Origin of the sequence: Klebsiella sp. WP4-W18-ESBL-05, assembly GCF_014169075.1 — a bacterium.
GTDB classification, from domain to species: Bacteria; Pseudomonadota; Gammaproteobacteria; order Enterobacterales; family Enterobacteriaceae; genus Kluyvera; species Kluyvera ascorbata_B.
Genome location: NZ_AP022057.1, coordinates 2572546 through 2598534 on the forward strand (window position 1 = coordinate 2572546; position 25989 = coordinate 2598534).

Annotated in this window: 28 protein-coding genes; 19 read left to right on the forward strand and 9 right to left on the reverse strand. The window is 55.2% G+C overall.

Going from position 1 to position 25989, the window contains the following annotated elements:
* Positions 1 to 9 precede the first annotated feature (9 nt).
* The 9 genes from rsxA (at position 10) to gstA (ending at position 9168) form a co-directional block, all read left to right on the forward strand.
* Positions 10 to 591, forward strand: a complete 582-nt coding sequence (gene rsxA / locus H7R58_RS12455; RefSeq protein WP_064545680.1) for an electron transport complex subunit RsxA — start codon at positions 10 to 12, stop codon at positions 589 to 591.
* Positions 591 to 1166 (forward strand): electron transport complex subunit RsxB, encoded by a 576-nt coding sequence (rsxB, locus tag H7R58_RS12460; RefSeq protein ID WP_182930499.1) that lies wholly within the window; start codon positions 591 to 593, stop codon positions 1164 to 1166. Before rsxA ends, rsxB begins: the two co-directional genes overlap by 1 nt.
* Positions 1159 to 3300, forward strand: coding sequence for an electron transport complex subunit RsxC (rsxC, locus tag H7R58_RS12465; RefSeq protein WP_182930498.1), 2142 nt, complete (start codon positions 1159 to 1161; stop codon positions 3298 to 3300). The genes rsxB and rsxC overlap by 8 nt, the downstream gene beginning before the upstream one ends.
* Entirely contained in the window at positions 3301 to 4353 is a 1053-nt protein-coding gene (gene rsxD / locus H7R58_RS12470; protein ID WP_182930497.1) for an electron transport complex subunit RsxD, read from the forward strand.
* 8 nt (positions 4354 to 4361) lie between these two features.
* Positions 4362 to 4982, forward strand: coding sequence for an electron transport complex subunit RsxG (rsxG, locus tag H7R58_RS12475; RefSeq protein WP_182930496.1), 621 nt, complete (start codon positions 4362 to 4364; stop codon positions 4980 to 4982).
* 3 nt (positions 4983 to 4985) lie between these two features.
* The gene (locus tag H7R58_RS12480) at positions 4986 to 5681 is read left to right on the forward strand and encodes an electron transport complex subunit E (protein ID WP_182934369.1); all 696 of its coding nucleotides are present in this window, start codon (positions 4986 to 4988) and stop codon (positions 5679 to 5681) included.
* On the forward strand, positions 5681 to 6316 hold the full coding sequence (gene nth / locus H7R58_RS12485; protein WP_106926807.1) for an endonuclease III: 636 nt from the start codon (positions 5681 to 5683) through the stop codon (positions 6314 to 6316). Before H7R58_RS12480 ends, nth begins: the two co-directional genes overlap by 1 nt.
* A gap of 594 nt (positions 6317 to 6910) precedes the next feature.
* Positions 6911 to 8416 carry a dipeptide/tripeptide permease DtpA gene (dtpA, locus tag H7R58_RS12490; protein WP_106926804.1) on the forward strand — a complete coding sequence of 502 codons (1506 nt, stop codon included), beginning with the start codon at positions 6911 to 6913 and terminating at the stop codon, positions 8414 to 8416.
* 146 nt (positions 8417 to 8562) lie between these two features.
* On the forward strand, positions 8563 to 9168 hold the full coding sequence (gene gstA / locus H7R58_RS12495; RefSeq protein WP_182930494.1) for a glutathione transferase GstA: 606 nt from the start codon (positions 8563 to 8565) through the stop codon (positions 9166 to 9168).
* A gap of 60 nt (positions 9169 to 9228) precedes the next feature.
* Here the strand turns inward: gstA and pdxY are convergent, their stop codons facing one another.
* The 5 genes from pdxY to anmK form a co-directional block, all read right to left on the reverse strand.
* Positions 9229 to 10089: a pyridoxal kinase PdxY gene (pdxY, locus tag H7R58_RS12500; protein ID WP_182930493.1), complete on the reverse strand. Its 861-nt coding sequence runs from the start codon at positions 10087 to 10089 to the stop codon at positions 9229 to 9231.
* A gap of 64 nt (positions 10090 to 10153) precedes the next feature.
* A complete protein-coding gene (gene tyrS, locus H7R58_RS12505; protein ID WP_106926798.1) occupies positions 10154 to 11428 on the reverse strand; it encodes a tyrosine--tRNA ligase in 1275 nt (424 codons plus the stop codon).
* Between the two features lie 125 nt (positions 11429 to 11553).
* On the reverse strand, positions 11554 to 12210 hold the full coding sequence (pdxH, locus tag H7R58_RS12510) for a pyridoxamine 5'-phosphate oxidase (RefSeq protein WP_106927049.1): 657 nt from the start codon (positions 12208 to 12210) through the stop codon (positions 11554 to 11556).
* A 57-nt stretch (positions 12211 to 12267) separates the two neighbouring features.
* Positions 12268 to 12591 carry a C-type lysozyme inhibitor gene (gene mliC / locus H7R58_RS12515; protein WP_106926796.1) on the reverse strand — a complete coding sequence of 108 codons (324 nt, stop codon included), beginning with the start codon at positions 12589 to 12591 and terminating at the stop codon, positions 12268 to 12270.
* Positions 12592 to 12684: 93 nt separating this feature from the next.
* A complete protein-coding gene (anmK, locus tag H7R58_RS12520; RefSeq protein WP_182930492.1) occupies positions 12685 to 13809 on the reverse strand; it encodes an anhydro-N-acetylmuramic acid kinase in 1125 nt (374 codons plus the stop codon).
* 275 nt (positions 13810 to 14084) lie between these two features.
* Between anmK and slyB the strand changes: the two genes are divergently transcribed.
* Positions 14085 to 14552 (forward strand): outer membrane lipoprotein SlyB, encoded by a 468-nt coding sequence (slyB, locus tag H7R58_RS12525; protein ID WP_106926792.1) that lies wholly within the window; start codon positions 14085 to 14087, stop codon positions 14550 to 14552.
* Positions 14553 to 14770: 218 nt separating this feature from the next.
* Positions 14771 to 16129, forward strand: a complete 1359-nt coding sequence (locus tag H7R58_RS12530; protein WP_182934370.1) for a sensor domain-containing diguanylate cyclase — start codon at positions 14771 to 14773, stop codon at positions 16127 to 16129.
* 71 nt (positions 16130 to 16200) lie between these two features.
* Here the strand turns inward: H7R58_RS12530 and slyA are convergent, their stop codons facing one another.
* Complete coding sequence (slyA, locus tag H7R58_RS12535; protein WP_106926788.1) at positions 16201 to 16641, reverse strand: transcriptional regulator SlyA; 441 nt, start codon at positions 16639 to 16641, stop codon at positions 16201 to 16203.
* Between the two features lie 195 nt (positions 16642 to 16836).
* Here slyA and H7R58_RS12540 point away from each other — a divergent pair, with 195 nt between their 5' ends.
* The 3 genes from H7R58_RS12540 to H7R58_RS12550 are packed head-to-tail and all read left to right on the forward strand — an operon-like array spanning position 16837 to position 19964.
* On the forward strand, positions 16837 to 17073 hold the full coding sequence (locus H7R58_RS12540; RefSeq protein WP_106926786.1) for a DUF1656 domain-containing protein: 237 nt from the start codon (positions 16837 to 16839) through the stop codon (positions 17071 to 17073).
* A gap of 9 nt (positions 17074 to 17082) precedes the next feature.
* Positions 17083 to 17943, forward strand: a complete 861-nt coding sequence (locus H7R58_RS12545; RefSeq protein ID WP_182930490.1) for an efflux RND transporter periplasmic adaptor subunit — start codon at positions 17083 to 17085, stop codon at positions 17941 to 17943.
* Entirely contained in the window at positions 17940 to 19964 is a 2025-nt protein-coding gene (locus H7R58_RS12550) for an FUSC family protein (protein ID WP_182934371.1), read from the forward strand. Before H7R58_RS12545 ends, H7R58_RS12550 begins: the two co-directional genes overlap by 4 nt.
* Positions 19965 to 20000: 36 nt before the next feature.
* On the opposite strand, the gene H7R58_RS12555 is transcribed toward H7R58_RS12550, so the two are convergent.
* Both H7R58_RS12555 and H7R58_RS12560 read right to left on the reverse strand, forming a co-directional pair.
* Positions 20001 to 20897: an aldo/keto reductase gene (locus H7R58_RS12555; RefSeq protein ID WP_106926780.1), complete on the reverse strand. Its 897-nt coding sequence runs from the start codon at positions 20895 to 20897 to the stop codon at positions 20001 to 20003.
* Positions 20898 to 20946: 49 nt separating this feature from the next.
* Complete coding sequence (locus tag H7R58_RS12560; protein WP_106926778.1) at positions 20947 to 21186, reverse strand: DUF1289 domain-containing protein; 240 nt, start codon at positions 21184 to 21186, stop codon at positions 20947 to 20949.
* A gap of 143 nt (positions 21187 to 21329) precedes the next feature.
* On the opposite strand from H7R58_RS12560, the gene H7R58_RS12565 reads away from it, so the two are divergent.
* The 4 genes from H7R58_RS12565 (at position 21330) to rnt (ending at position 24307) form a co-directional block, all read left to right on the forward strand.
* Complete coding sequence (locus tag H7R58_RS12565; RefSeq protein ID WP_106926776.1) at positions 21330 to 21926, forward strand: TetR/AcrR family transcriptional regulator; 597 nt, start codon at positions 21330 to 21332, stop codon at positions 21924 to 21926.
* Positions 21927 to 21981: 55 nt separating this feature from the next.
* Complete coding sequence (locus tag H7R58_RS12570) at positions 21982 to 23079, forward strand: alkene reductase (RefSeq protein ID WP_106926774.1); 1098 nt, start codon at positions 21982 to 21984, stop codon at positions 23077 to 23079.
* A 72-nt stretch (positions 23080 to 23151) separates the two neighbouring features.
* Positions 23152 to 23559 carry a lactoylglutathione lyase gene (gene gloA / locus H7R58_RS12575; protein ID WP_106926772.1) on the forward strand — a complete coding sequence of 136 codons (408 nt, stop codon included), beginning with the start codon at positions 23152 to 23154 and terminating at the stop codon, positions 23557 to 23559.
* 103 nt (positions 23560 to 23662) lie between these two features.
* Complete coding sequence (gene rnt, locus H7R58_RS12580) at positions 23663 to 24307, forward strand: ribonuclease T (RefSeq protein WP_106926770.1); 645 nt, start codon at positions 23663 to 23665, stop codon at positions 24305 to 24307.
* 86 nt (positions 24308 to 24393) lie between these two features.
* On the opposite strand, the gene grxD is transcribed toward rnt, so the two are convergent.
* On the reverse strand, positions 24394 to 24741 hold the full coding sequence (gene grxD, locus H7R58_RS12585; RefSeq protein ID WP_106926768.1) for a monothiol glutaredoxin 4: 348 nt from the start codon (positions 24739 to 24741) through the stop codon (positions 24394 to 24396).
* Positions 24742 to 25081: 340 nt separating this feature from the next.
* On the opposite strand from grxD, the gene H7R58_RS12590 reads away from it, so the two are divergent.
* Positions 25082 to 25900: a C40 family peptidase gene (locus H7R58_RS12590; protein WP_182930488.1), complete on the forward strand. Its 819-nt coding sequence runs from the start codon at positions 25082 to 25084 to the stop codon at positions 25898 to 25900.
* Positions 25901 to 25989 lie beyond the last annotated feature (89 nt).

Consider the following 25989-nt stretch of genomic DNA (forward strand, 5'->3'; position numbering starts at 1 on the left):
GGTCGAATGATGACTGACTATTTATTGCTCTTTATCGGTACAGTTCTGGTAAATAACTTCGTCCTGGTGAAGTTCCTTGGGCTGTGCCCGTTTATGGGCGTTTCCAAAAAACTGGAAACCGCAATGGGAATGGGGCTGGCGACAACCTTCGTCATGACGCTCGCCTCGATCTGCGCCTGGCTTATCGATACCTGGATTCTTATTCCGCTGGATTTAGTCTACCTGCGCACGCTGGCCTTTATTCTGGTCATCGCCGTGGTTGTCCAGTTCACCGAGATGGTCGTGCGGAAAACCAGCCCCGCGCTGTATCGCCTGCTGGGGATTTTCCTGCCGCTTATCACGACCAACTGCGCCGTGTTGGGCGTGGCGCTGTTGAATATCAACCTTGGCCACAACTTCCTGCAATCCGCGCTGTACGGTTTCTCCGCCGCCGTCGGTTTTTCGCTGGTGATGGTGCTGTTCGCATCGATTCGCGAACGTCTGGTGGTGTCCGACGTGCCGGCCCCGTTCCGCGGCAACGCCATTGCACTGATTACCGCAGGTTTAATGTCGTTGGCCTTTATGGGCTTTAGTGGGTTGGTGAAGTTGTAATGATAACCTTCTGGATTGCTGTCGCTGCGATCAGCCTGCTCGGGCTGATTTTTGGCGTCATTCTCGGGTACGCCTCGCGCCGTTTTGCCGTTGAAGACGACCCGGTCGTAGAAAAAATTGATGAACTGCTGCCGCAAAGCCAATGTGGGCAATGCGGTTATCCCGGCTGCCGCCCGTACGCCGAAGCGGTCAGTAACGGTGAAAAAATCAACTGCTGCGCCCCGGGAGGCGAAGCCGTCATGCTGAAAATCGCTACCCTGCTGAACGTAGACCCACAGCCGATTGACGGCGACGATGCGGCCCCCGAGCCGGCCCGCATGCTGGCAGTGATTGATGAAGATAACTGCATCGGCTGCACCAAATGCATCCAGGCCTGCCCGGTTGACGCCATTATTGGCGCCACCCGCGCCATGCATACGGTTGTGAGCGATCTGTGTACCGGCTGTAATCTGTGCGTGGCACCGTGCCCGACGCAGTGTATTACGCTGCGCCCGGTAGAGACGACCACCGAAAGCTGGAAATGGGACCTGCAAACGATCCCGGTACGAATTATTCCTGTGGAACACCATGCTTAAGCTATTCTCCGCCTTCAGAAAAGACAAAATCTGGGATTTCGACGGTGGCATTCACCCGCCCGAAATGAAAACGCAGTCTAACGGTACGCCGCTGCGTCAGATTCCGCTCGCCCAGCGTTTTGTGATTCCTCTGAAGCAGCACATTGGCGCCGAAGGTGAACTGTGCGTGCAGCCCGGCGATCGCGTGCTGCGCGGCCAGTCGCTTACCCGCGGCTGGGGCCGTATGCTCCCCGTACACGCGCCGACCTCCGGGACGGTGGTGGCCATTGAGCCGCACGCCACCGCCCATCCGTCCGCCCTGCCGGAAATGAGCGTCATCATTGATGCCGATGGTGAGGACCGCTGGATCGCCCGCGATGGCTGGAACGACTACAAAAACCGCAGCCGCGAAGCGTTGATTGAGCGTATTCATCAGTTTGGCGTCGCCGGCTTAGGCGGCGCGGGTTTCCCGACGGGTAACAAGCTGCGCGGCGGCGGTGACAAAATTGATACACTGATCATTAACGCCGCAGAATGCGAACCGTATATCACCGCAGACGATCGCCTGATGCAGGACTGCGCGGCGCAGATTGTTGAAGGTATTCAGATCCTGGCGCACATCCTGCAGCCGCAGCAGGTGCTGATTGGCATTGAGGACAATAAACCGCAGGCCATTTCGATGATGCGTGCGGTGCTGGCAGGCTGCCACGGTATCAGCCTGCGCGTCATCCCGACGAAATATCCGTCCGGCGGTGCGAAGCAGCTGACGCAGATTCTGACCGGTAAACAGGTGCCCCACGGTGGCCGCTCGTCGGATATTGGCGTACTGATGCAGAACGTGGGTACGGCCTACGCGGTCAAGCGTGCCGTTATTGACGGCGAGCCGTTGACCGAACGCGTCGTCACCCTGACCGGTGAATCGATCAGCATGCCAGGCAACGTGTGGGCGCGTCTCGGCACGCCGGTGAAACATTTGCTTAGCCACGCGGGTTTCTGCCCCGTCAGCGATCAAATGGTGATTATGGGCGGCCCGCTGATGGGCTTTACCCTACCCTGGCTCGATGTGCCGGTGGTCAAAATCACCAACTGCCTGCTAGCGCCATCCCCGTCTGAAATGGGTGAACCGGAAGAAGAAAAGGGCTGCATTCGCTGTAGCGCCTGTGCCGACGCCTGCCCGGCCGACCTGCTGCCACAACAGCTTTACTGGTTCAGTAAAGGTCAACAGCACGATAAAGCAACGGCGCACAATCTGTCGGATTGTATCGAGTGCGGCGCCTGCGCCTGGGTGTGCCCAAGCAGCATTCCACTGGTGCAGTATTTCCGTCAGGAAAAAGCAGAAATTCACGCGATTCGCCAGGAAGAGCAGCGCGCTGCGGAAGCGAAAGCCCGTTTCGAAGCCCGCCAGCAGCGTCTCGAACGAGAGAAAATTGCCCGTGAAGAGCGTCATAAGAAAGCCGCCGTTCAGCCTGCCGCTAAAGATCAGGATGCTATCCACGCAGCCCTGGCGCGCGTGCGGGAAAAACAACAGCAGGCAACGCAGCCGATTATCATTCAGTCCGGTGCGCTACCGGACAACAGCGCCGTAGCCGCCGCGCGTGAAGCGCGTAAAGCACAGGCGCGCGCTGCCCAGGCGGAAAAACGCCTGAATGCGAGTGAAGCGTCAGATCCACGCAAGGCCGCCGTTGAGGCTGCTATTGCACGCGCGAAAGCACGTAAAGCGCAGGACCCGCTGCCGGAAGCAGCATCGGCCGAAAGCGTCAACGACGCCGTCGACCCGCGCAAAGCCGCGGTTGAAGCCGCGATTGCCCGGGCCAAAGCGCGCAAAGCCGCCCAGCAGCCGGAAGCAGCGCCTGTTAAAACCGCCAGCGACGCCGTCGACCCGCGTAAAGCCGCGGTTGAAGCCGCGATTGCCCGAGCCAAAGCGCGCAAAGCCGCCCAGCAGCCGGAAGCAGCGCCTGCCGAAACCGTCAGCGACACCGTCGACCCGCGTAAAGCCGCGGTTGAAGCGGCGATTGCCCGAGCCAAAGCGCGCAAAGCCGCACAACAGGACGCCAGCGAAGCTGCCGCCAATGACGACCCACGCAAAGCCGCCGTTGCCGCTGCTATTGCCCGTGTTCAAGCCCGGAAAGCCGCTCAGGCCGTTAACGAGGATTAAATGGTTTTCAAGATCGCGAGTTCCCCTTATACCCATAACCATCGCCAGACCTCTCGTATCATGATGCTGGTGATCGTCGCCGCCCTGCCCGGCATTCTGGTGCAGAGCTGGTTTTTTGGTTGGGGAACCTTTATACAGCTCACCCTCGCTATCGTTGCTGCCTGCCTCGCCGAAGCGCTGGTACTGCGTCTGCGTAGGCAGAATATCGCCCGGACGCTAGCCGATAACTCGGCGTTGCTAACCGGCCTGCTGCTGGCCATCAGTATTCCCCCCTTCGCCCCGTGGTGGATGGTGGTGCTGGGGACCGTCTTTGCAGTGATCATCGCCAAGCAGCTGTACGGCGGGCTGGGTCAGAATCCGTTTAACCCGGCAATGATTGGCTACGTGGTGTTGCTGATCTCTTTCCCCGTACAGATGACATCCTGGCTGCCACCGCACGGGATTGCCGCCGTGACGCCGGGGTTTATGGATGCGCTGCAGGTGATTTTCACTGGCCATACGACGGCGGGTCAGGATATGAACGCGCTGAAGCTGGGCATTGACGGTATCAGTCAGGCCACGCCGCTCGACACCTTCAAAACCTCACTTCATGCTGGTCAGCCGGTCGAAACCGTTCTCAACGCCGCCATTTATCACGGTGCACTGGCCGGTATTGGCTGGCAATGGGTGAATGTCGCTTATCTGGTCGGCGGCCTGTTCCTGCTCTGGCAGAAAGCGATTCGCTGGCATATTCCGGTCAGTTTCCTGGTCAGTCTGGCCTTCTGTTCAACGCTCGGGTGGCTGCTGCATCCGGAAAGCGTCGCCTCGCCGCAGATGCATCTGCTGTCAGGGGCAACCATGCTCGGCGCCTTCTTTATTCTGACTGATCCGGTAACGGCATCCACCACCAACCGCGGGCGCCTGATCTTTGGTGCGCTGGCGGGCCTGCTGGTATGGCTGATTCGCAGCTTCGGCGGCTACCCTGACGGCGTGGCCTTTGCCGTGCTGCTGGCCAATATCACCGTGCCGCTGATCGACTACTACACGCGCCCGCGCGTTTACGGACACCGCTGAGGATTGAGATGTTAAAAACCATGCGCAAACACGGTGTGACGCTGGCGCTGTTCGCGGCGGGCTCAACCGGGCTTACGGCGGCCATCAACCAGTTGACGAAGCACACCATTGACGATCAGGCTGAAAAGCAGCAAAACGCGCTGTTCCAGCAGGTGATTCCCGCCGACAGCTATAATAATTCACTGCTGAAAAGCTGCTTTGTGGTGAACGCTCCCGAGCTGGGTAAAGGTACGCACAAAGTTTACATCGCTCGCCTGGACGATAAACCGGTTGCCGCCGTGCTGGAAGCCACCGCGCCGGACGGTTACTCCGGGGCAATCCAGCTGTTGGTTGGTGCCGATTTTAACGGTACCGTTCTTGGGACCCGGGTAACCGAGCACCATGAAACACCCGGCCTCGGTGATAAAATCGAGCTACGCCTCTCCAACTGGATAACCTTCTTTGCTGGCAAAAAAATCGTGGGTGCAGATGACGGTCAGTGGGCGGTGAAAAAGGACGGCGGCCAGTTCGACCAGTTTACCGGCGCGACGATTACCCCACGCGCGGTGGTCAACGCAGTTAAACGCGCAGGGCTGTATGCTGAAACCCTACCGAATCAACTTTCACAACTGCAAGCCTGCGGAGAGTAAATCATGAGCGAGGTTAAAGAAGTTATCGTCCAGGGGCTCTGGAAGAACAACTCCGCATTGGTTCAGCTTTTAGGCATGTGTCCGCTGCTGGCGGTCACCTCAACCGCCACAAATGCGCTGGGTCTGGGTCTGGCGACCACGCTGGTGCTCACCCTGACCAACCTGGCTATCTCCAGCCTGCGTCGCTGGACGCCGGCGGAGATTCGTATTCCTATTTACGTCATGATCATTGCCTCAGTGGTCAGCGCCGTACAGATGCTGATTAACGCCTATGCGTTTGGCCTTTATCAGTCTCTGGGGATCTTTATTCCACTGATTGTGACCAACTGCATTGTCGTTGGCCGCGCCGAAGCCTTTGCGGCGAAGAAGGGCCCGGCGCTGTCGGCGCTCGATGGTTTCGCAATCGGCATGGGAGCTACCTGCACCATGTTTGTGCTGGGTTCTCTGCGCGAGCTGCTCGGCAACGGTACCTTGTTCGACGGGGCCGATGGTCTGCTCGGCGGCTGGGCAAAAGCGCTGCGCATTGAAGTTTTCCATACCGACACCCCTTTCCTGCTGGCTATGCTGCCGCCGGGCGCGTTTATCGGCCTGGGCATGCTGCTGGCAATCAAATACCTGATTGATGAACGGACGAAACAACGACGCGCGCAGGCCACTACGGCGGACGGCGCGATCGTTGAAACGGCAGAGAAAGCCTGATGAACAAAGCCAAACGCCTGGAGATTTTGAGCCGCCTGCGGGACAACAACCCGCATCCGACCACTGAACTGAATTTTACCTCACCGTTTGAACTGCTGATTGCGGTTCTGCTGTCGGCACAGGCGACTGACGTCAGCGTCAACAAAGCCACGGCCAAGCTCTACCCGGTGGCCAACACACCGCAGGCAATGCTGGATCTCGGCGTTGACGGCGTGAAGCAATACATCAAAACCATCGGTCTGTTTAACAGCAAGGCAGAAAACGTCATCAAGACCTGTCGTATGCTGCTGGCGCTGCACGACGGTCAGGTACCGGAAGATCGCGCTGCGCTGGAAGCGCTGCCGGGCGTGGGCCGAAAAACGGCCAACGTGGTCCTCAACACCGCGTTTGGCTGGCCGACAATAGCCGTCGACACGCATATTTTCCGCGTCTGCAATCGGACAAACTTCGCACCAGGTAAAAACGTCGAACAGGTTGAAGAGAAGCTGTTAAAGGTTGTCCCTGCCGAGTTCAAGGTTGACTGTCACCACTGGCTGATTCTGCATGGCCGCTATACCTGTATCGCCCGCAAGCCACGCTGCGGCTCCTGCATCATCGAAGATCTCTGTGAATACAAAGAGAAAACCGACCCGTAGCGCATTTTTGCGGCGTGGCAAGTCGATGGCACGCCGCCGCCCTCTCGCGCCAACCGCAATTAACACCATATATTTATTCAGTATTTGGCATTTATATCGCTTATATAACGATTTTGCAGATTAAATACATCATCACTAGCGAAAATTTCTATACAAACGCTGACATGAACAGCCATGCAACATAATGTTGCATTTATGTTTCTTTACGTACAATCTGCCGTCATCATCACAATGCAACATTTGCAGCCAACAAAACGATCATCCAGCTTTTTTTCAGAATCCAGCCTATATCACTACTTCTAAGCGCGATCAGCAGAAGATATCGTTATATCCCACAGTTTTCCGCCCAATCCCAGAAGAAAAAACCATCTATTTTTAAACCGTGAAATTTAACGCTAAATAACATTTGCAAAGATGGTCGTTTGTGCCAGTCTTTTTATTTGTAACAGAGTATTGCAAAACCCTTGTTTGCAGGCGCAGGATAGTGAACATTACTTCCCGTTTCCCTCCAGAATAACTATAAGGCGGGTGCCAAAAAGAGCATCTCCGCCCAGTACACCCCCCATTAAGATGGGATGTAAATAAGAGGTATATGTGTCTACTGCAAACAATAAACCAACGGAAAGCGTTAGCTTAAACGCCTTCAAACAGCCTAAAGCGTTCTATCTCATTTTCTCCATCGAGTTATGGGAGCGTTTCGGCTTCTACGGCCTGCAAGGCATTATGGCCGTTTATCTGGTGAAACAGCTGGGTATGTCTGAAGCAGACTCCATTACGCTGTTCTCCTCCTTCAGTGCTCTGGTCTACGGTCTGGTTGCCATCGGCGGCTGGCTGGGCGACAAAGTACTGGGCACCAAGCGCGTTATTATGCTGGGGGCCGTGGTCCTCGCTATCGGCTACGCTTTAGTGGCGTGGTCAGGGCACGACGCCGGTATCGTCTATATGGGTATGGCGGCTATCGCTGTGGGTAACGGCCTGTTCAAAGCCAACCCGTCCTCTCTGCTGTCTACCTGCTATGCCAAAGACGACCCGCGTCTGGACGGTGCATTCACCATGTACTACATGTCCGTCAACATCGGCTCGTTCTTCTCTATGCTGGCAACCCCGTGGCTGGCGGCCAAATACGGCTGGAGCACCGCATTCGCACTGAGCGTTGTGGGTATGCTGATCACCGTAGTGAACTTCGCCTTCTGCCAGCGCTGGGTGAAACAGTACGGTTCTAAACCTGACTTCGAGCCGGTTAACTTCCGTAACCTGCTGCTGACCATCGTAGGCGTGGTTATTCTGGTTGCCGTTGCCACCTGGCTGCTGCACAACCAGGGCATCGCACGTATGGTTCTGGGCGTGATCGCGCTGGGCATCGTGATTATCTTTGGTAAAGAAACTTTCGCGATGTCCGGTGCGCCGCGTCGTAAAATGATTGTGGCCTTTATCCTGATGCTCGAAGCCATCATCTTCTTCGTGCTGTACAGCCAGATGCCGACGTCGCTGAACTTCTTCGCGATTCGTAACGTTGAGCACACCATTCTGGGCATCGCGTTCGAGCCGGAACAGTATCAGGCGCTGAACCCGTTCTGGATTATTATCGGTAGCCCGATTCTGGCCGCTATCTATAACAAAATGGGTGATACCCTGCCGATGCCAACCAAGTTTGCCATAGGTATGGTGTTGTGTTCCGGTGCGTTCCTGATTCTGCCGCTGGGAGCAAAATTCGCCTCTGACGCTGGTATCGTCTCCGTGAACTGGCTGATCATCAGCTACGGCCTGCAGAGCATCGGTGAACTGATGATCTCCGGTCTGGGCCTCGCGATGGTGGCACAGCTGGTACCGCAACGTCTGATGGGCTTCATCATGGGTAGCTGGTTCCTGACCACTGCCGGCGCAAACATCATTGGCGGCTATGTCGCTGGCATGATGGCAGTACCGGAAAATGTGACCGATCCGCTGATGTCGCTGGAAGTATACGGCCGCGTGTTCCTGCAGATTGGCGTCGCGACTGCCGTGATTGCCGTACTGATGCTGCTGACCGCACCTAAGCTGAACCGCATGACTCAGGACGACTCAAAAGCAACTGCTGAAGGTAAAGTCGCTTCCGCCTAACGTCATCGGGAAACGAATAATTTTGGGCCGCTAACTGCTGTTAGCGGCTTTTTTTTTCTTACCGCAAGCACTAACATACCTTCATATCTATTGGTGCCCTTCTGCCAGTAGAGAACAAAAATAATCATAGTCTGAAGGAGTTACCCATGAAATTGTTCTATAAACCCGGCGCCTGTTCCCTCGCATCGCATATCACGCTTCGGGAGAGCGGAAAGGACTTTACGCTGATTGGCGTCGATCTGATGCACAAACGTATGGAAAACGGTGACGATTTCCTGGCGGTCAACCCGAAAGGCCAGGTTCCGGCGCTGCTGCTGGACGATAACACTCTGCTGACCGAAGGCGTGGCGATCATGCAGTACCTCGCCGATAGCGTAGCCGACCGCCAGCTGCTGGCACCGGTTGGCACCATCAACCGCTACAAAACGCTGGAGTGGATGAACTTCATCGCTACCGAGCTGCACAAAGGCTTTACTCCGCTGTTCCGTCCAGACACTCCGGAAGACTACAAACCAACGGTACGTGCGCTGCTGGATAAAAAACTGGCCTACATCGATGAGTCGCTGGCTGGCGCACAGTGGATCAGCGGCGCTCGCTTCACGATTGCCGATGCCTACCTGTTTACCGTGCTGCGCTGGGCGTTTGCTGTGAAGATGGATATGGCGGGATACGAAAATATTGCCGACTATATGGCGCGCGTTGCAGCGCGTCCGGCAGTCGCGGCGGCACTGGCCGCAGAAGGTCTGAAGTAATATCCCACGCCGGCTCGATAAGAGAGCCGGCGCTTTTACGCCGCAATCCGGCGCTGCCGACTACAGCTGAGTGGCGCTAAAGTGGCAGGTTGGTTTAGCAATACCATCCTGCGCGGCAACAACCTGCAGTTCGTACTCGCCCATCTCTTTCGTTGTAACCATGATTTCGTACACCGCTGCGGTGACATGCTCCAGCGCATCCTGCAGCGAAGCCCCCTGTAGCAGTTTGACCAGCAGCAGCCCGCTGGTCACATCACCAACACCCACCGGGTGGCGTGCGCCAAAATCAATCAGCGGACGGCTGATGTGCCAGGCTTCATCAGCGGTGACCAGCAGCATTTCGAAACGGTCCGCGCTGTAGCCCGCACGCGCCAGATGTTTCACCAGCACAATTTGCGGCCCCAGGGAGATAAGCTCGCGCGCCGCCTGCACGGCGCCGTTAACGTCCTGCACATCATGACCGCAAAGGATCTCCAGCTCAATCAGGTTCGGGGCGATGATGTCGCTTGCCGGCAGCGCATAACGCTTGTGGAATTCCGCCACGCCCGGCGCAACGATACACCCTTTTTCCGGATGCCCCATCACCGGATCGCAAAAGTATTTTGCCTGCGGATTGGCCTCTTTCACCTGACGTACGATGCCAAGAATATGCTCACCCTGCTCTGCGGACCCGAGATAGCCGCTCAGCACGGCGTCACAGCGTTTCAACTGATCGATAGCCGCAATACCCTGCACTATCTCCGTAAGGTGCGCAGGCGGCATCACGCAGCCCGTCCATTGGCCATACTGCGTATGGTTGGAGAACTGCACCGTATTTAGCGGCCAGACGTTCGCGCCAAGACGGCGCATAGGAAATTCGGCGGCGCTGTTGCCCGCATGCCCGAAAACAACGTGGGATTGAATGGCGAGAATGTTGTTCATTAGTTCTACTCAGACGACAAAAAAGAAGGGGGCGTAGTTTCCCACGCCCCCCTGTTTCTAAAGATTACTTCCAGCAGATCAAACAGTAATTTTTCTTACCGCGGCGTAACAACGTGTAGCGCCCGAACAGAATATCGCTGTCTTTGAAGAAGTATTCCGGGTCAGCCTGTTTTTCACCGTTGATGGTGACCGCGTTTGACGCGATGGTTTTGCGCGCCTGCCCACGAGACGGCTGCAGTTCGGAATCGACCAGCGCCTGCATCAGGTCTGCGCCTTTATCCATCTCAACCATCGGCACGCCGTCCTGAGCCAACTGCTCAAAGTCAGCTTCGCTCAGCGCGCTCAGGGAGCCGCTGAACAGGCTGTCGGTGATGCGCTTCGCCGCCACCAGCCCTTCTTCGCCGTGCACCAGACGGGTGACCTGTTCGGCCAGTACGTACTGCGCGCGCGGTGCTTTGCCGCTGTTTTTGTCTTCTTCTTCCAGCGCATTGATCTCTTCAATGTCCATGAAGGTGAAGAACTTCAGGAAGCGGTATACGTCGGCATCCGCGGTGTTAATCCAGAACTGGTAGAATTTGTACGGGCTGGTTTTCTTCGGATCCAGCCATACCGCGCCACCTTCAGTTTTACCAAATTTGGTGCCGTCCGCTTTGGTAATCAGCGGAACGGTCAGACCGAACACCTGGTTCTGGTGCAGGCGACGAGTCAGGTCGATACCGGAGGTGATGTTACCCCACTGGTCAGAGCCGCCGATCTGCAGCGCAACGCCGTGCAGTTTGTTCAGGCAGGCAAAGTCATAGCCCTGCAGCAGGTTGTAGGAGAACTCGGTAAAGGAAATCCCCTGATCGTCACGGTTCAGACGCTGTTTCACCGCTTCTTTGTTAATCATCTGGTTAACAGAGAAGTGTTTGCCGATATCGCGCAGGAAGGTCAGCACGTTCATGCTGCCGAACCAGTCGTAGTTGTTCGCTGCAATGGCGGAGTTATCGCCGCAGTCAAAGTCGAGGAACGGCGCAACCTGCTTACGGATTTTGGCCACCCAATCCTGAACGGTATCTTCGGTGTTCAGCTTACGTTCAGCGGCTTTAAAGCTCGGGTCGCCAATCAGACCGGTCGCGCCGCCAACCAACGCCACAGGTTTATGGCCTGCCTGCTGGAAGCGTTTCAGGCATAACAATGGAACAAGATGCCCCAAATGCAAGCTGTCAGCGGTAGGATCGAAGCCGCAATAGAGCGCGATCGGGCCTTGCGCCAGTCGCTCTGCTAACGCTACCTCGTCCGTTACCTGGGCAACTAGCCCCCGCTCTTGCAGTTGTTTAATCAAGTTACTGCTTGCCATCAAATTCTCCATCTCTTTACGACTGCACCTTTGCCGGTACACGACTTTTCGCCAGACGCGAAAGCTCTATAGAATAAAGCGCTGACGCCCTCAGCGCTAGCGCTTAAAACAACAAATTTCGGGGATTACGGCGCCAGCCGGTCGATTTTCCAGGCACCGTCTTCGCGCTGGTATAAAAAACGATCGTGCAGACGATGTTCACCGCCCTGCCAGAACTCCATCTGTTCAACAGAGACGCGGAAACCACCCCAGAAACTCGGCAGCGGTACTTCACCCTGCTGGAATTTCTGCTTCAGCTCCATAAATTTGCTTTCGAGAATACCGCGCGCGGAGATGCGGCTGGACTGTTTTGACACCCAGGCACCTATCTGGCTATCGCGCGGTCGGCTATGGAAATATTTGACCACTTCCAGCGTCGATAAACGCTCGGCCTTGCCAATAACCATCACCTGACGATCCAGCATATGCCACGGGAATAGCAGGCTTATGCGCGGATTTTGCTCGAGTTGATGCGCTTTGCGGCTGCCCAGGTTGGTGTAAAAGACCAGCCCTTTCTCGTCATAATGCTTCAGTAGAACAATACGCTGGTACGGCTGGCCGTTTTCATCGACCGTTGCCACTACCATCGCCGTCGGATCGGCCAGTTTTGCTTCACAGGCCTGAGAAAGCCAGCGTTCAAAAAGCGGGAGCGGTTCAGCGGGAAGGTCGTGGCGACGCAGGCCGCCACGGGTGTACTCTCTGCGCAGATGCGCAATTTGCTGCAGATCGTCGTTGTCAGACATGGCGTTGAAACCCGTAATCATTCGGTGGCGTTATTGTGCGCCGCCCGCCTGAAAATCTCAACGCTTAGGATTTTGTAACTGACAGTTATTCAACACGATACGGTCACGTTTGTAGACGGTCGCCTCATTGCCTTTCGACCAGAAAACGTAGATACCGTCGGTATAACGCGCTCCGGAAGCGGAAACGCCCTGCGCAAGGGTCTGCTGTTGATTATCATAGATAAAGCTCACCTGCTGGCGCGAGTTGTTGAGATGCACCGTCAGCGGTTTTTCATCACACTGATACTCCAGCGTGTCGGTTTGCATCCGCTCCATAAACTGGTTATAGGCGCTACAGCCTGCGAGCATAAAAGGGAGAGCAACGATAAGAAGTTTTTTCATTTTTCCGGGCCTTTCGACATTCCTGGTCAAGGAGTGATTTTCACACTCCCGTTTTGCTTAAGTCTACCGGCCCAGTGTAAAAGATGATGTCAGTTAACTCTTATTATTCTGTGGGTTCGCGGGGAAAATGGCCCCCAGCACGCTTGCCTGTGACGCGCCGGTCACCGACGGCAGGTTGCCCGGTAACCCGGCAACGGTACGCCACGCCAGCCATGCAAAGGCCAACGCTTCCATATCATCACCGCTGATGCCGTATTCGTCGGTGGTCGCCACCTCGGTTCCGGCAAGCAGCCCGGCAAGGCGCGCCATAACCAGCGGGTTGCGGCTGCCCCCGCCGCACACCAGCAGACGCTCGCATCCACCGCTCAGCAGCACCTGCTCGCTGATGGTCACCGCCGTCAGCTCGGTCAGGGTCGCCTGGACGTCCTGGGCGCGCAGCCCCGGATAGCGTGCGAGGAACTGTGCCAGCCAGCCGTAGTTGAAGTACTCACGGCCGGTGCTTTTCGGCGCGGGTGCGGCGAAATAAGGATCGCTCAGCATATCCTGCAACAACGGCAGAATAACCCGACCTTCATTCGCCCATTCGGCGTCTTTATCATACGGTTTGCCCAGGCTGCGCCAGATCCAGGCATCCATCAGCATATTGCCTGGACCGGTATCATAGCCACGTACCGGTTGGCCGGGTATCAGCAGCGAAAGATTAGCAATGCCGCCAATATTCAGGATCATGCGGCGCTCGCTGGGGTCTGCCAGCAGCGCCTGGTGAAAGGCCGGAACCAGCGGCGCGCCCTGCCCGCCAAGCGCCATATCGCGACGGCGGAAATCCCCCACCACGCTCACGCCGGTGCGGGCGGCAATAATATTGTTGTCGCCAATCTGTAGGGTATGGGGCGCATCGCCGGTCGGTTCATGCCAGACGGTTTGCCCGTGGCAGCCGATGGCCACAATATCCTGGGCGGCCAGTTTTTCCTGAGCCATCAGCGCCATAATGGCGTCTGCAAACAGATGCCCCAGTCGGTTATCCAACTGGCCCAGTTGAGAGAGCGTGAGCGGCTGCCCCTGGCAAACGGCCAGTACTGCTTCTTTCAGTGCGATGGGGATGGGCCAGGAAAGGCTCGCCAGCTGCGCCACGCTATGTTGATCAATAACCGCCAGCACCACATCCACGCCATCAAGGCTGGTTCCTGACATCACGCCAATATATCGCCCGGATTTCATACGCCGTCCTTAGTCAGCTCTGTAAAGTTAACACTCCAGCATAAAGCCGTACGTAATGCTATTAACCAATAATATTTTTTAACAATATACGCCCGTCCCACCGCTGTTTTTAGCGCTGCGCCACAGTTTTTCTTGCGTTTAGCGTTGGTTAAGTCAGGATGGCTTATTATCGTGAATAATGAATGCGGAAGATATGACCGCTCCGATCAAATGCCATATAATTGTTTAGTACGGATGCTCAAGAGAGCAATTCTTAGTGAACTGGAGATTCATAAATGATGTTACGCGTATTGGCTGTTTCAATGATTGGTTTATCCCTGGCCGGATGTGCCAACAACAGCGGTTTGTCAGGCGATGTTTACTCAGCATCCGAAGCAAAACAGGTTCAGAACGTGACCTACGGTACCATTGTACACGTGCGTCCGGTTCAGATTCAGGGTGGCGATGATAGCAACGTCATCGGCGCTATCGGCGGTGCAGTACTGGGTGGTTTCCTGGGCAACACCGTCGGCGGCGGTACCGGTCGTTCGCTGGCTACCGCAGCGGGTGCCGTTGCCGGCGGCGTAGCGGGCCAGAGCGTCCAGGGCGCGATGAACAAAACCCAGGGCGTCGAGCTGGAAATTCGTAAAGATGACGGCAACACCATCATGGTGGTGCAGAAACAGGGCGACACCCGTTTCTCAGCCGGTCAGCGCGTCGTGATGGCCAGCAACGGCCGCCAGGTAACCGTTTCTCCGCGTTAATGTTCTTCGGGTGCGTGCCTATCGCGCGCACCTGCTTTCATAACACTTACCGCTTACTTCCCTTCTATTAATTCATACTACAAATATATAAAATCTATTCAGGCAATCTATTATTTGCGCACGGACAATATTTCTTTACAGCCAATCCATTAAAATTGAGTCCAATCCGGGCAGGACGCCCGAAGGTTTGCAGCGCTTAGCGTATACAGGACTCATCTATGCTTTTAAAATTCCCACTGCAACGCTTCTTGATTTATATCACGATATGCCTGATTGGTATTCTGTTACTCAATCATTTTTCTACTATTTTTATTCGCCACGTTCCCTCGATTGCGCCTATTCTTTTTCCCACGCTGACGATGTTTCTGATGGTCTTCCACACGATGATCGCGGTATTCATGGTGATGAAGTACCTGTGCGACAGGCAGCGTCTTTATTTGATGGCGATTGCCTGTGCCTTTGCCAGCTCAGCCATATTGATGATGGGGACGCTGAACAGCTACCCGATGTGGTTCTTGTGCGGTGCCGCAAGCGAGGTGAACTATAACGATACGCTCATATTTTATTTTTTCCGTAATATTATTATGACCGTATTGTTTATTGCTTCGGTGGGCCTATACGCCATCAAATCACGCGATATGCACAGTACCAGAAATCATATTTTTATATTATGCGGCATCTTCGGTTTCGCCATTATTATGCTGATATTATCGTGGCTGTATTCCAGCCATAATCCAGCGTTAAGCGTACATCTGGTCGATAATGCCACATATCAATACAGCGAAACGTGGAGCGATATTATGAACTGGGCATTGGTCATAATATGGTTGGTCACGCTATTTACGCTGATATTTGTCACTCGCCTGAACAATATATTCTGGTATAGCGGTGCTTTCTTCTGCGCCTGCTATATCTTCACCCTACTGGTGCTGATGTCCGGTCAGGACACCGCCAGCTACAGCTGGTATCAGGCACGACTGTTTGAAACTATTTCAACAATGTTCCTGATCTTCGTTCTGTTTTGCGATGTGTTCACGCTGTACCGCCAGTCAAACACGAAATACCTGAACTCGTACCAAAACTCCATCCGCGATCCATTAACGCGGCTGTACAATCGCAGCTATTTCTACGACTCTTTTACCGCGCTACAGGCTTCTATCGCCAGCGGAAACCCGGTATCGGTTATTGTGAGCGATCTGGACCACTTCAAGCGCATTAACGACAAATATGGTCACCTGCAGGGCGATAAGGTGATTCAGTTCGTCGCGAAAGTGCTGCAGGACTCGGTACGCCAGAATGATATCGCCGCGCGCATCGGCGGTGAAGAGTTTGCGCTGCTGTTAGCCAACACCGATGCAGAAGAAGCCCACGCTATCGCGGAACGTATTCGTCTGGCCATCGGCCAGCATGATTCCAATAGCAGCCAGGACAAGTTGCCTGAGCCAATTACCATCAGTATCGGCGTCTTTACCGTGACCGATTTGTCGGTACCGGTTGAAGAGTGCGTGCGTCGCGCTGATGAGGCGATGTACCGCGAGAAGGGAACGGGACGAAACCGCGTTGTGGTGTGGGAATGAGAGTATCCCCCTTCACCAGGCGTGTGCGAGGGGGATAATAAAAAACCCGCGATATTCGCGGGTTTTTAGTGTCAATCGCGTGATTGCAGCTCGATGATGTTCTGCTCAAGCTTACGAATAAGCGTCGTCAGGATCTCCAGCTCATCGGCTGAGATACCTGCCAGAATATCACCGCGCGTATGGCTGATGACCGCTTCCATTTCCTGAATCAGCGGTTCAGCCTTCTCAGTTAACTTAATACGTTTAGCACGACGGTCGCTGGCACAGGTCTGGCGGGAAATCAGTCCCTTCTCTTCCAGCTGATCCAGTGTTCGTACCAATGACGGCTGCTCAATGCCGATCGCTTTAGCCAGTTGGATTTGCGACTGTTCGGGCGGAAGCTGATGAATGTTATGCAGCGTGACCCAATGTGTCTGCGTAAGTTCCAGAGGTTTGAGGCGATGGTCAATCAGAGCACGCCAAATGCGCACCAACCGTGCCAGATCAGAACCTAATGGCGATTCCAATTTCATCTCCTTATAATTAGCTTGCTAAGTTATTATACTGATTTTAGAATAGTGTGCAGTATTTAAATTAGCAAAACAAATGAATTGCCACGTGCACGTAAACCAGATCCATGCTTTACACTGTTTCAAATCATGTGATTTTATGTCAAAACACGACACACTATCGAGTTATAACTCTTCAATTGCAAAGGATTTCTGCTTGTGAAGTCGATTCTCCACATCCCGGGACTGCCTCTACAAGACCTTGTCGTCGGTGCTTCGATCTATTTTCCTCCCGTATTTAAGGCAGTTCTGCTCGGCTTCCTGTTCTGGCTGGTTCTCCACCGTCTGCTGCGTGACTGGATGTACGCTGGTGATATCTGGCACCCGCTATTAATGGATCTCTCTTTCTTTGCGCTTTCGGTATGCCTCGCGCTGCTGCTCCTTGTCTGGTGGTGATGTCATTCAATGAAAAAATTAAAATACTTCTCAACGCTGCTGATCGCCGCCGTTGCTATCGTCGCCGTCTGGCTGGTCTGGAACTATTACATGCAGTCACCGTGGACGCGTGACGGTAAAATTCGCGCCGAACAGGTCGACATCACCCCGCAGGTATCCGGTAGCATTCTGCACCTCAACGTGAAGGATAATCAGTTTGTGAAGGCCGGTGACGTTCTGTTCGAAATAGACCCAACGCCGTGGAAAATCACCGTCATGAACGCCGAAGCAAAATGGGCCAAGGCGCAGTCCGACCTACTGCGCGCAAGCCATGAAGTGGAACGTCGACGGGGGCTGTCGCAAAATGTTATCTCCGCTGAAGACCTTGATACCGTCAACATCGCGCTGAAAGTCGCGCGGGCCAATGCAGACGCCGCTAAAGCCGAACTGGACCATGCCCGCTGGCAGCTGGCGCAAACCGAAGTCAAAGCGCCGGTCGACGGCTGGGTCACCAACCTTACGACCCGAGCAGGCAACTATGCCGCGGTCGGCCAGCCGGTTTTCGCCCTTATCGACAGCCACTCATTTTATGTTGTCGGCTATTTTGAAGAGACCAAGCTGCGGCATATCCGCGAAGGCGACCGCGCAGATATCGTACTCTATAGCGATAATAAAAAGTTACAGGGTCACGTTTCCAGCATCGGTCGCGCTATCCACGATCAGAGCCTGGCCACGGATGGAACGCTGGTTGCAGACATCAAGCCAACCATCCCCTGGGTGCGCCTGGCCCAGCGCGTCCCGGTTCGCATTGCGCTTGATCCACAGCCTGCGGATACCATCCTGATCGCGGGCACCACGTGCACGGTGTCAATTACAGGCCGTCAGCAATGACCCTGCCCACGCTGACGTGGAGCGCATTGCCCTGGTTTAAAGCCACCGTTCCTCAGTGGCGCTACGCACTGCGCAACGCGATCGCCATGTGTCTGGCGCTGACTTTCGCCTACTGGCTGAATCTTGACGAACCGTATTGGGCCATGACCTCCGCTGCGGTGGTCAGCTTCCCCACCGTCGGCGGCGTCATCAGCAAAAGCCTGGGCCGCATCGCGGGCAGCCTGCTGGGCGCCAGCGCCGCGCTGCTTATCGCCGGGCACACGCTGACCGACCCGTGGCTCTTTTTGTTCGCGATGTCTGGCTGGCTGGGTTTTTGCACCTGGGCCTGCGCGATGTACAGCAATAATGTCGCCTACGCCTTCCAACTGGCGGGCTACACCTGCGCCATCATTGCTTTCCCGATCATTAACGTGGTCGACGCGACTAAACTGTGGGAGATAGCCCAGGCACGCGTTTGTGAAGTGATCGTCGGTATTCTGTGCGGCGGGCTGATGATGATGATTTTGCCCAGCACCTCCGACGGCAGCGCGCTGCTTACCGCGCTGAAAAATATGCACGCGCGTCTGCTTGAGCATGCCAGTATGCTGTGGCAGCCGGTGACCACCGACGCCATCCGCAGCGCCCACCAGAGCGTCATCAGTCAGATCCTGACCATGAATCTGCTGCGCATTCAGGCCTTCTGGAGCCACTATCGTCTGCGTCGGCAAAATGCGCTGCTCAACTATCTGCTGCACCAGCAGCTGCGCCTCACCAGCGTTATCTCCAGCCTGCGGCGGCTAATGCTCAACTGGCCCAATCTGCCAAATCATGTTCGCCCTGTGCTGGAAACCTTGCTCCAGGCGCTGGCGTCTCCGGGCTGTGACGCCTACACCGTCGCGCGTATTATCGCCCCTCTGGCCCCCGTCGATCCGCAGGATTATCGCCACCATGCCTTCTGGGATCGCCTGCGCTATTTTTGTCGTCTGTACCTTAAAACCAGTCGCTGGCTTCAGCGGCTGGAGAACGCAACGGCGGTCACAGAGTTTTCCGTCCCGGCTGCGCCCGCGCTGATGCGCCATACCGATCACGCCGAGGCGGCCTGGAGCGGTATCCGGACCTTTTTCGCCCTGGTCAGCGTGGGAGCATTAAGCATCAGCACCCAGTGGGAGTCCGGCGCGGCAGCGCTGACGCTGGCAGCCATTTGCTGCGTGCTTTATTCCAATGTCCCCTCGCCGTTCAGCTCTCTCACGCTGCTGATGCGCACGCTGATTCTGCTGTCATTCTTTAGCTTCGGCGTTAAGTTTGGCCTGATGGTGCAAATTAACGATCTGTGGCAGTTCATGCTGTTCTTATTTCCACTGCTACTGACCATGCAGCTGTTAAAGCTACAAATGCCGAAACAGGCACGGCTGTGGGGATCGCTGATCGTCTTTATGGGTTCGTTTATCGCCGTGACTAACCCACCGGTGTATAACTTCGCCGATTTTCTCAACGATAATCTGGCCAAGATTATCGGCGTCGGGCTGGCGTGGCTGGCATTTGCGGTACTGACGCCCGGCTCGGACGCGCGCAAAAGTCGTCGCCATATTCGCGCGTTACGCCGTCACTTTGTCGATCAGCTCAGCCGTCACCCGTCAAACCGCGAACATGAGTTTGAATCTCTGGTTTATCATCATGTTAGCCAGCTCAGCGCGAGCCAGGATGACGCCGCGCGCCGCTGGCTGCTGCGCTGGGGCGTGGTGCTGCTGAACTGTTCGCACGTGGTGTGGCAACTGCGAAGCTGGGAGGCGCGCTCGGACCCGCTGTCGCAGGTGCGCGATATGTGTATTAGCCTGCTGCGGGATGTAATGAGCGAACGCGGGGTGCAGCAACGACCGTTAGCCGCAACCCTTGAAGAACTGCAGCGAATTTGCGCCGCCCTGGCCCATCATCACCAGCCTGCTGCTCGTGAACTGGCGTCCATCGTCTGGCGGCTGTACTGCTCGCTATCGCAGCTTGAGGCGGCACCGGCACCCGATACGCTGACCGAGCAAACGGCGTAAAAACGACAGCAGGCGGCAGCGCCTGCTGTTTAGACATTACGGCACGTCGTAGCCCAATGCAGCTTTACGAATGCGGAACCACTGCTGACGAGACATATCGAGAGACTGCGCGACAATTGCCGAACGCACGCGCTCAATTTTCCCGGAACCGATAATCGGCAGCGGCTGCGACGGCAGGCGCATGACCCACGCGTAGACCACCTGTTCAATGCTCCCGGCATTCAGCTCATTCGCCACCTTTGCCAGCTCATCGCGCAGCGGCTGGAACGCGTCGTCGTTAAACAGGCGACCACCGCCCAGGCATGACCAGGCCATCGGACGAATACGCAGTTGCTGAAGCTGATCCAGCGTGCCATCCAGCAGCGTCGGCTGATGAACAGGCGAAATTTCAACCTGGTTCGTCGCCAGCGTGAACGGCAAACGCGACTGCAGCAGCGCAAACTGCGCTGGCGTAAAGTTTGACACCCCAAAATGACGCACTTTGCCGCTCTGATGCAGCGCCGTAAACGCCTCGGCCACTTCGTCCGCATCCATCAGCGGGTCCGGACGGTGGATAAGCAACAGGTCAATAACATCGGTCGCCAGATGACGCAGTGACTGTTCAGCGCTGTGCACAATGTGCTGGCGATCGGTAATGTAATGCCCGATTGCATGTTCCGGTTTTGCCGTGGTGGCAATACCGCATTTGGTGACAATTTCCATCCGTTCACGCAGGTGCGGTGCTAGCTTCAGGGCTTCACCGAACGCCGCTTCACACTGGTAGCCGCCGTAGATATCGGCGTGGTCAACGGTCGTCACGCCAAGATCCAGATGCGCTTCCATAAAGCTGGCAAGCTCACGCGCGGACATATTCCAGTCCATCAGACGCCAGTAGCCCATGACGAAGCGTGAAAATTCCGGCCCCTGCGGCGCCAAAGTAATACGTTGAACCATAACCACTTCCTCAACAAAAAAGTTGGATTGAGTATACGCACTTTTGCGCTTAAAACAGTGAGGGCTGCTGAGGATCTTCCGTTGGATTCGCTTTCGCTGCGCGCAATTTGCGCAGTAGCCGCTGGCGACATAGCCGCAGCACTTCCTGTTTTTGCGCATCGCTCATCGTCTGCCAGTTAAAACGCTCGTCGCGACTACGAAAACAGCCGCGACAAAAGCCGCGTTCGTCCGACTGACAAATTCCCCGGCACGGACTTTGAACCGGGAAAAACTCCAGTTGCTCTGCCACGTTAGCCTCCCCATTACCTCGTCATTCCTTCATTGAAGACGTTTACTTCCCAGTACGCAACTTTTATCCCCTTTCGTGCTCATCTGGCGAGATGGGGCAAAAAAAATTTGCATTAGACCAATCGGTCTATTACAGTGCCTGCTATGAGCAAATCCATTGAACATGATACCCGTGAACATATCCTGGCAACCGGCGAGCGTCTTTGCATGCACCGCGGTTTCACCGGGATGGGCCTGAGCGAACTCCTGAAGACGGCGGAAGTGCCGAAGGGATCGTTCTATCACTATTTTCGTTCAAAAGAAGCCTTTGGCGTGGCCATGCTGGAGCGGCATTTTGCTGATTATCACCAGCGCCTGACGCAGCATTTCACGCAAGGGGCCGGTAACTACCGTGACCGCTTGCTGAACTACTACCAGCACACGCTTGAACAGTTTTGCCAGCAGGGTTTGATTAGCGGTTGTCTGACCGTCAAGCTGTCTGCTGAGGTGTGCGATCTTTCTGAAGATATGCGTACCGCCATGAATAAAGGTGCTAGCCAGATTATGGTTCTGCTCGCGCAAGCGCTGGAAAACGGCCGCCGTGAAGGCTGCCTGACGTTCAGCGGTGAAGCCGCCATGACAGCCCAGGTGCTCTATTCACTGTGGCTGGGGGCGAACCTGCAGGCAAAAATTTCGCGCAGTTCTGCACCGCTGGAAAGCGCGCTGACGCACGTCAGAAATCTGATTGCTGCGCCGGAATAATCCCGGCGTTTTTATTTCGTAAATTGCTAGACGACCGGTCTACTTAGGAGTCACCATGTCACAAGAAAAACTGTTTACCCCACTGAAAGTGGGTGCGGTTACCGTCCCAAACCGCGTGTTTATGGCCCCGCTGACGCGCCTGCGTAGCATCGTGCCAGGCGACATTCCCACTCCGCTGATGGCCGAGTACTATCGCCAGCGCGCCAGCGCAGGCTTGATTATCTCTGAAGCCACTCAGGTTTCCGCCCAGGCCAAAGGCTACCAGGGCGCGCCGGGTCTGCACAGCCCAGAGCAGATTGCCGCGTGGCAGAAAATTACCGCCGGCGTGCACGCTGAAAACGGCCGTATCGCCGTACAGCTGTGGCACACCGGGCGTATTTCACACAACAGCCTGCAGCCAAACGGTGAAGCGCCTGTTGCCCCTTCCGCGCTGAGCGCCGGTACCCGCACTTCGCTGCGTGATGAAAATGGTCACGCGATTCGCGTCGATACCTCTATGCCACGCGCGCTGGAAACCGCTGAAATTCCGGGGATCGTGAACGATTTCCGCCAGGCGATTGCCAACGCTCGTGAAGCCGGATTCGACCTGGTTGAGCTGCATTCTGCTCATGGCTACCTGCTGCACCAGTTCCTTTCTCCGTCTTCTAACCACCGTACCGATCAGTATGGCGGCAGCGTTGAAAACCGCGCGCGTCTGGTGCTGGAAGTGGTGGATGCCGGGATTAAAGAATGGGGTGCCGACCGCATCGGTATTCGCGTGTCGCCGATTGGTAGCTTCCAGAACGTCGACAACGGTCCGAACGAAGAAGCCGATGCGCTGTATCTGATAGAAGAACTGGGTAAACGCGGTATTGCCTATCTGCATATGTCCGAACCTGACTGGGCGGGTGGCGAGCCGTATAGCGATGCCTTCCGTGAGAAAGTACGCGCACGTTTCCATGGCCCCATCATTGGTGCGGGTGCCTATACGCCAGAAAAAGCCGAGGAGCTGATTGAAAAAGGGCTGATTGACGCCGTTGCTTTTGGCCGCGCTTATATTGCCAACCCGGATCTGGTCGCTCGCCTGCAGCACAAAGCCGAGCTGAACCCACAACGCCCGGAAAGCTTCTACGGCGGCGACGCGGAAGGCTACACCGATTACCCAACCCTGTGATCCTGCATTGATAGCGGCGGCCTTCCGCCGCTATACTAGTCAGATTATTCATAAGTAAGGACGAGGGATATCATGCGTTTACTGCATACCATGCTGCGCGTCGGCGACCTGCAACGCTCCATTGATTTTTACACCAAGGTGCTGGGCATGAAGCTGCTGCGCACCAGCGAAAACACCGAGTACAAATACTCGCTGGCCTTTGTGGGCTACGGTGACGAACGTGATGAAGCGGTGATCGAGCTGACCTATAACTGGGGCGTAGACAAATACGACCTGGGCAACGCATACGGTCATATCGCGCTGAGCGTTGATAACGCTGCCGAAGCCTGCGACCGTATTCGTCAGAACGGCGGCAACGTCACTCGTGAAGCCGGCCCGGTAAAAGGCGGCACCACGGTGATTGCGTTTGTTGAAGATCCGGACGGTTACAAAATCGAACTGATCGAAGAAAAAGATGCCGGCAAAGGTCTCGGCAACTGATTTTCTGCGGGTGCTTTTAGCACCCGTTTTTTCCCCCTGCCTTTCCAAGCCGCGGCAAAATTTGCCATAATGCGCGCTACTTTTTCTGAGTTAAGAGATTCTGATGTCCGACAATGCGCAACTTAATGGTCTATGCGACCGTTTTCGTGGGTTTTATCCAGTGGTGATTGATGTTGAAACCGCCGGATTCAATGCCAAAACGGATGCCCTGCTCGAAATAGCGGCAATTACGTTGAAAATGGATGAGCAAGGCTGGCTGATGCCGGACAACACGTTACATTTCCACGTTGAACCGTTTGAGGGAGCGAACCTCGAGCCGGAGGCGCTGGCGTTTAACGGGATCGATCCGAATAACCCGCTGCGTGGCGCGGTCAGCGAATACGATGCGTTGCACGCCATCTTCAAAATGGTACGCAAGGGTATTAAAGATAGCGACTGTAACCGCGCGATTATGGTGGCCCACAACGCGACGTTCGATCATAGCTTTATGATGGCTGCCGCCGAGCGTGCATCGCTGAAACGCAACCCTTTCCATCCATTCGTGACCTTCGACACCGCCGCGCTGAGCGGGCTGGCGTTGGGACAGACGGTTTTATCGAAAGCCTGCGCTGCGGCAGGTATGAATTTCGACAGCAGCCAGGCCCACTCTGCCCTGTACGATACCGAGCAGACCGCCATTCTGTTCTGCGAGATCGTCAACCGCTGGAAACGTCTGGGCGGCTGGCCGCTGCCCGTCGTTGCGGAATAACGCAAAAAAAAGCGACCTGACGGTCGCTTTTTTATTTCTGCATAGCACTCCCCGATGCCGCGCAACGCGCCATCGGGATTGAAGATTTATTCCGCTTTTGGCTCTTCCGCTTTATACTTCGCCGCGGTTTCTTTGATCAGCGGCTGCAGTTCGCCACGCTGATACATTTCAATGATGATATCGCAGCCGCCAACCAGCTCGCCGTCAACCCACAGCTGCGGGAAGGTCGGCCAGTTTGCATATTTTGGCAGTTCGGCACGGATGTCCGGATTCTGCAGGATATCAACATAAGCAAAGCGTTCGCCGCAGGCAGACAGCGCCTGAACGGCCTGCGCAGAGAAACCGCAGCTTGGCAGCTTCGGGGAGCCTTTCATGTACAGCAGGATCGGGTTCTCAGCGATCTGGCGCTGAATTTTTTCAATTGTTTCGCTCATTGTCTTGCTTCCTCAAACTTCTTTTTACGGCAGTAGTCCACCATTGTAACGTTTTGCGGCCTGAACAGAAAATAACATTTTATTCACGCCTTATTATTTTATCCTCTGCGCATTGAAGTTGCCTTATAAATATGTGTTTATCGGCAGCTGGATGAAAAACCTGCTCATTTTTTAGCTCAAGCTGTATCAAATGATGTTTTTTTTTGCACTTGCTAACGAAACAGCGTTTTGGGATGAAAAACACTATTAACATTTCGTGTTTTTATGGATTAGAATCGATGGGTTTTGTAAACCATACCCAGGCAAGGATATTTAGCCTGCATACTCAGAGGGTTGTTCAGTGGCGCAGATAAAAAAATGGTCGATCACGCTCTGTGCATTGTTGTTTACATCGTTATCGTTCACGCCGTTGGCGCATGCAACAGGGCATGCCAAAACACCGACGGCGCAAAAATCACTTCCCGTTAAGGGCAGTGAACGCAAGAAAAAGAATACGGTCAGCAAATCAACCAGCAAGAAAAAAACCAGCACCGTCGCGAAGAACAAAACCGCACCCGCGGTCAGCAAAGCGAAAAAGGCCGCTACCCCTTCACGTAAAACGGTCGCCAGCAAAACCCGCAAAGCCAGCGCGGTAAAAACCGCTAGCGTCGTGACAACCTGCAAGACGACCCGCAAAGGGCATAAAAAAACCTGTACCACCAGCAAAGTAGAAAGTCAGCCCACCACCATCGCCCAGGCGCATAAAGTTCGCGTGCAGAAAGCGCAAAAAACCGCCATGAACAAACTGATGGGCCAGTTGGGTAAACCCTACCGCTGGGGCGGCAACTCGCCGCGTACCGGTTTCGATTGCAGCGGTCTGGTTTACTATGCTTATAAAGATCTGGTGAATATCCGTATTCCGCGTACCGCTAACGAAATGTACCACCTGCGCGATGCCCGCCCGGTTGACCGCAGCGAGCTGGAAAGCGGTGATTTAGTCTTCTTCCGGACCCAGGGTCGCGGTACTGCCGATCACGTCGGCGTGTATGTTGGTAACGGTAAATTTATCCAGTCGCCTCGCACCGGTCAGGACATCCGCATTACCTCGCTGAGCGAAGACTACTGGGTACGCCACTATGTCGGCGCCCGTCGCGTGGTAACCCCGAAGACGATTCGTTAATTACTTACCCCGTTTGTTAATAAACGGGGTAAGCTTATCTTTTATCTCACCTTTTAATTTGCTACTCTATCCCCACTCAATACAAGGTT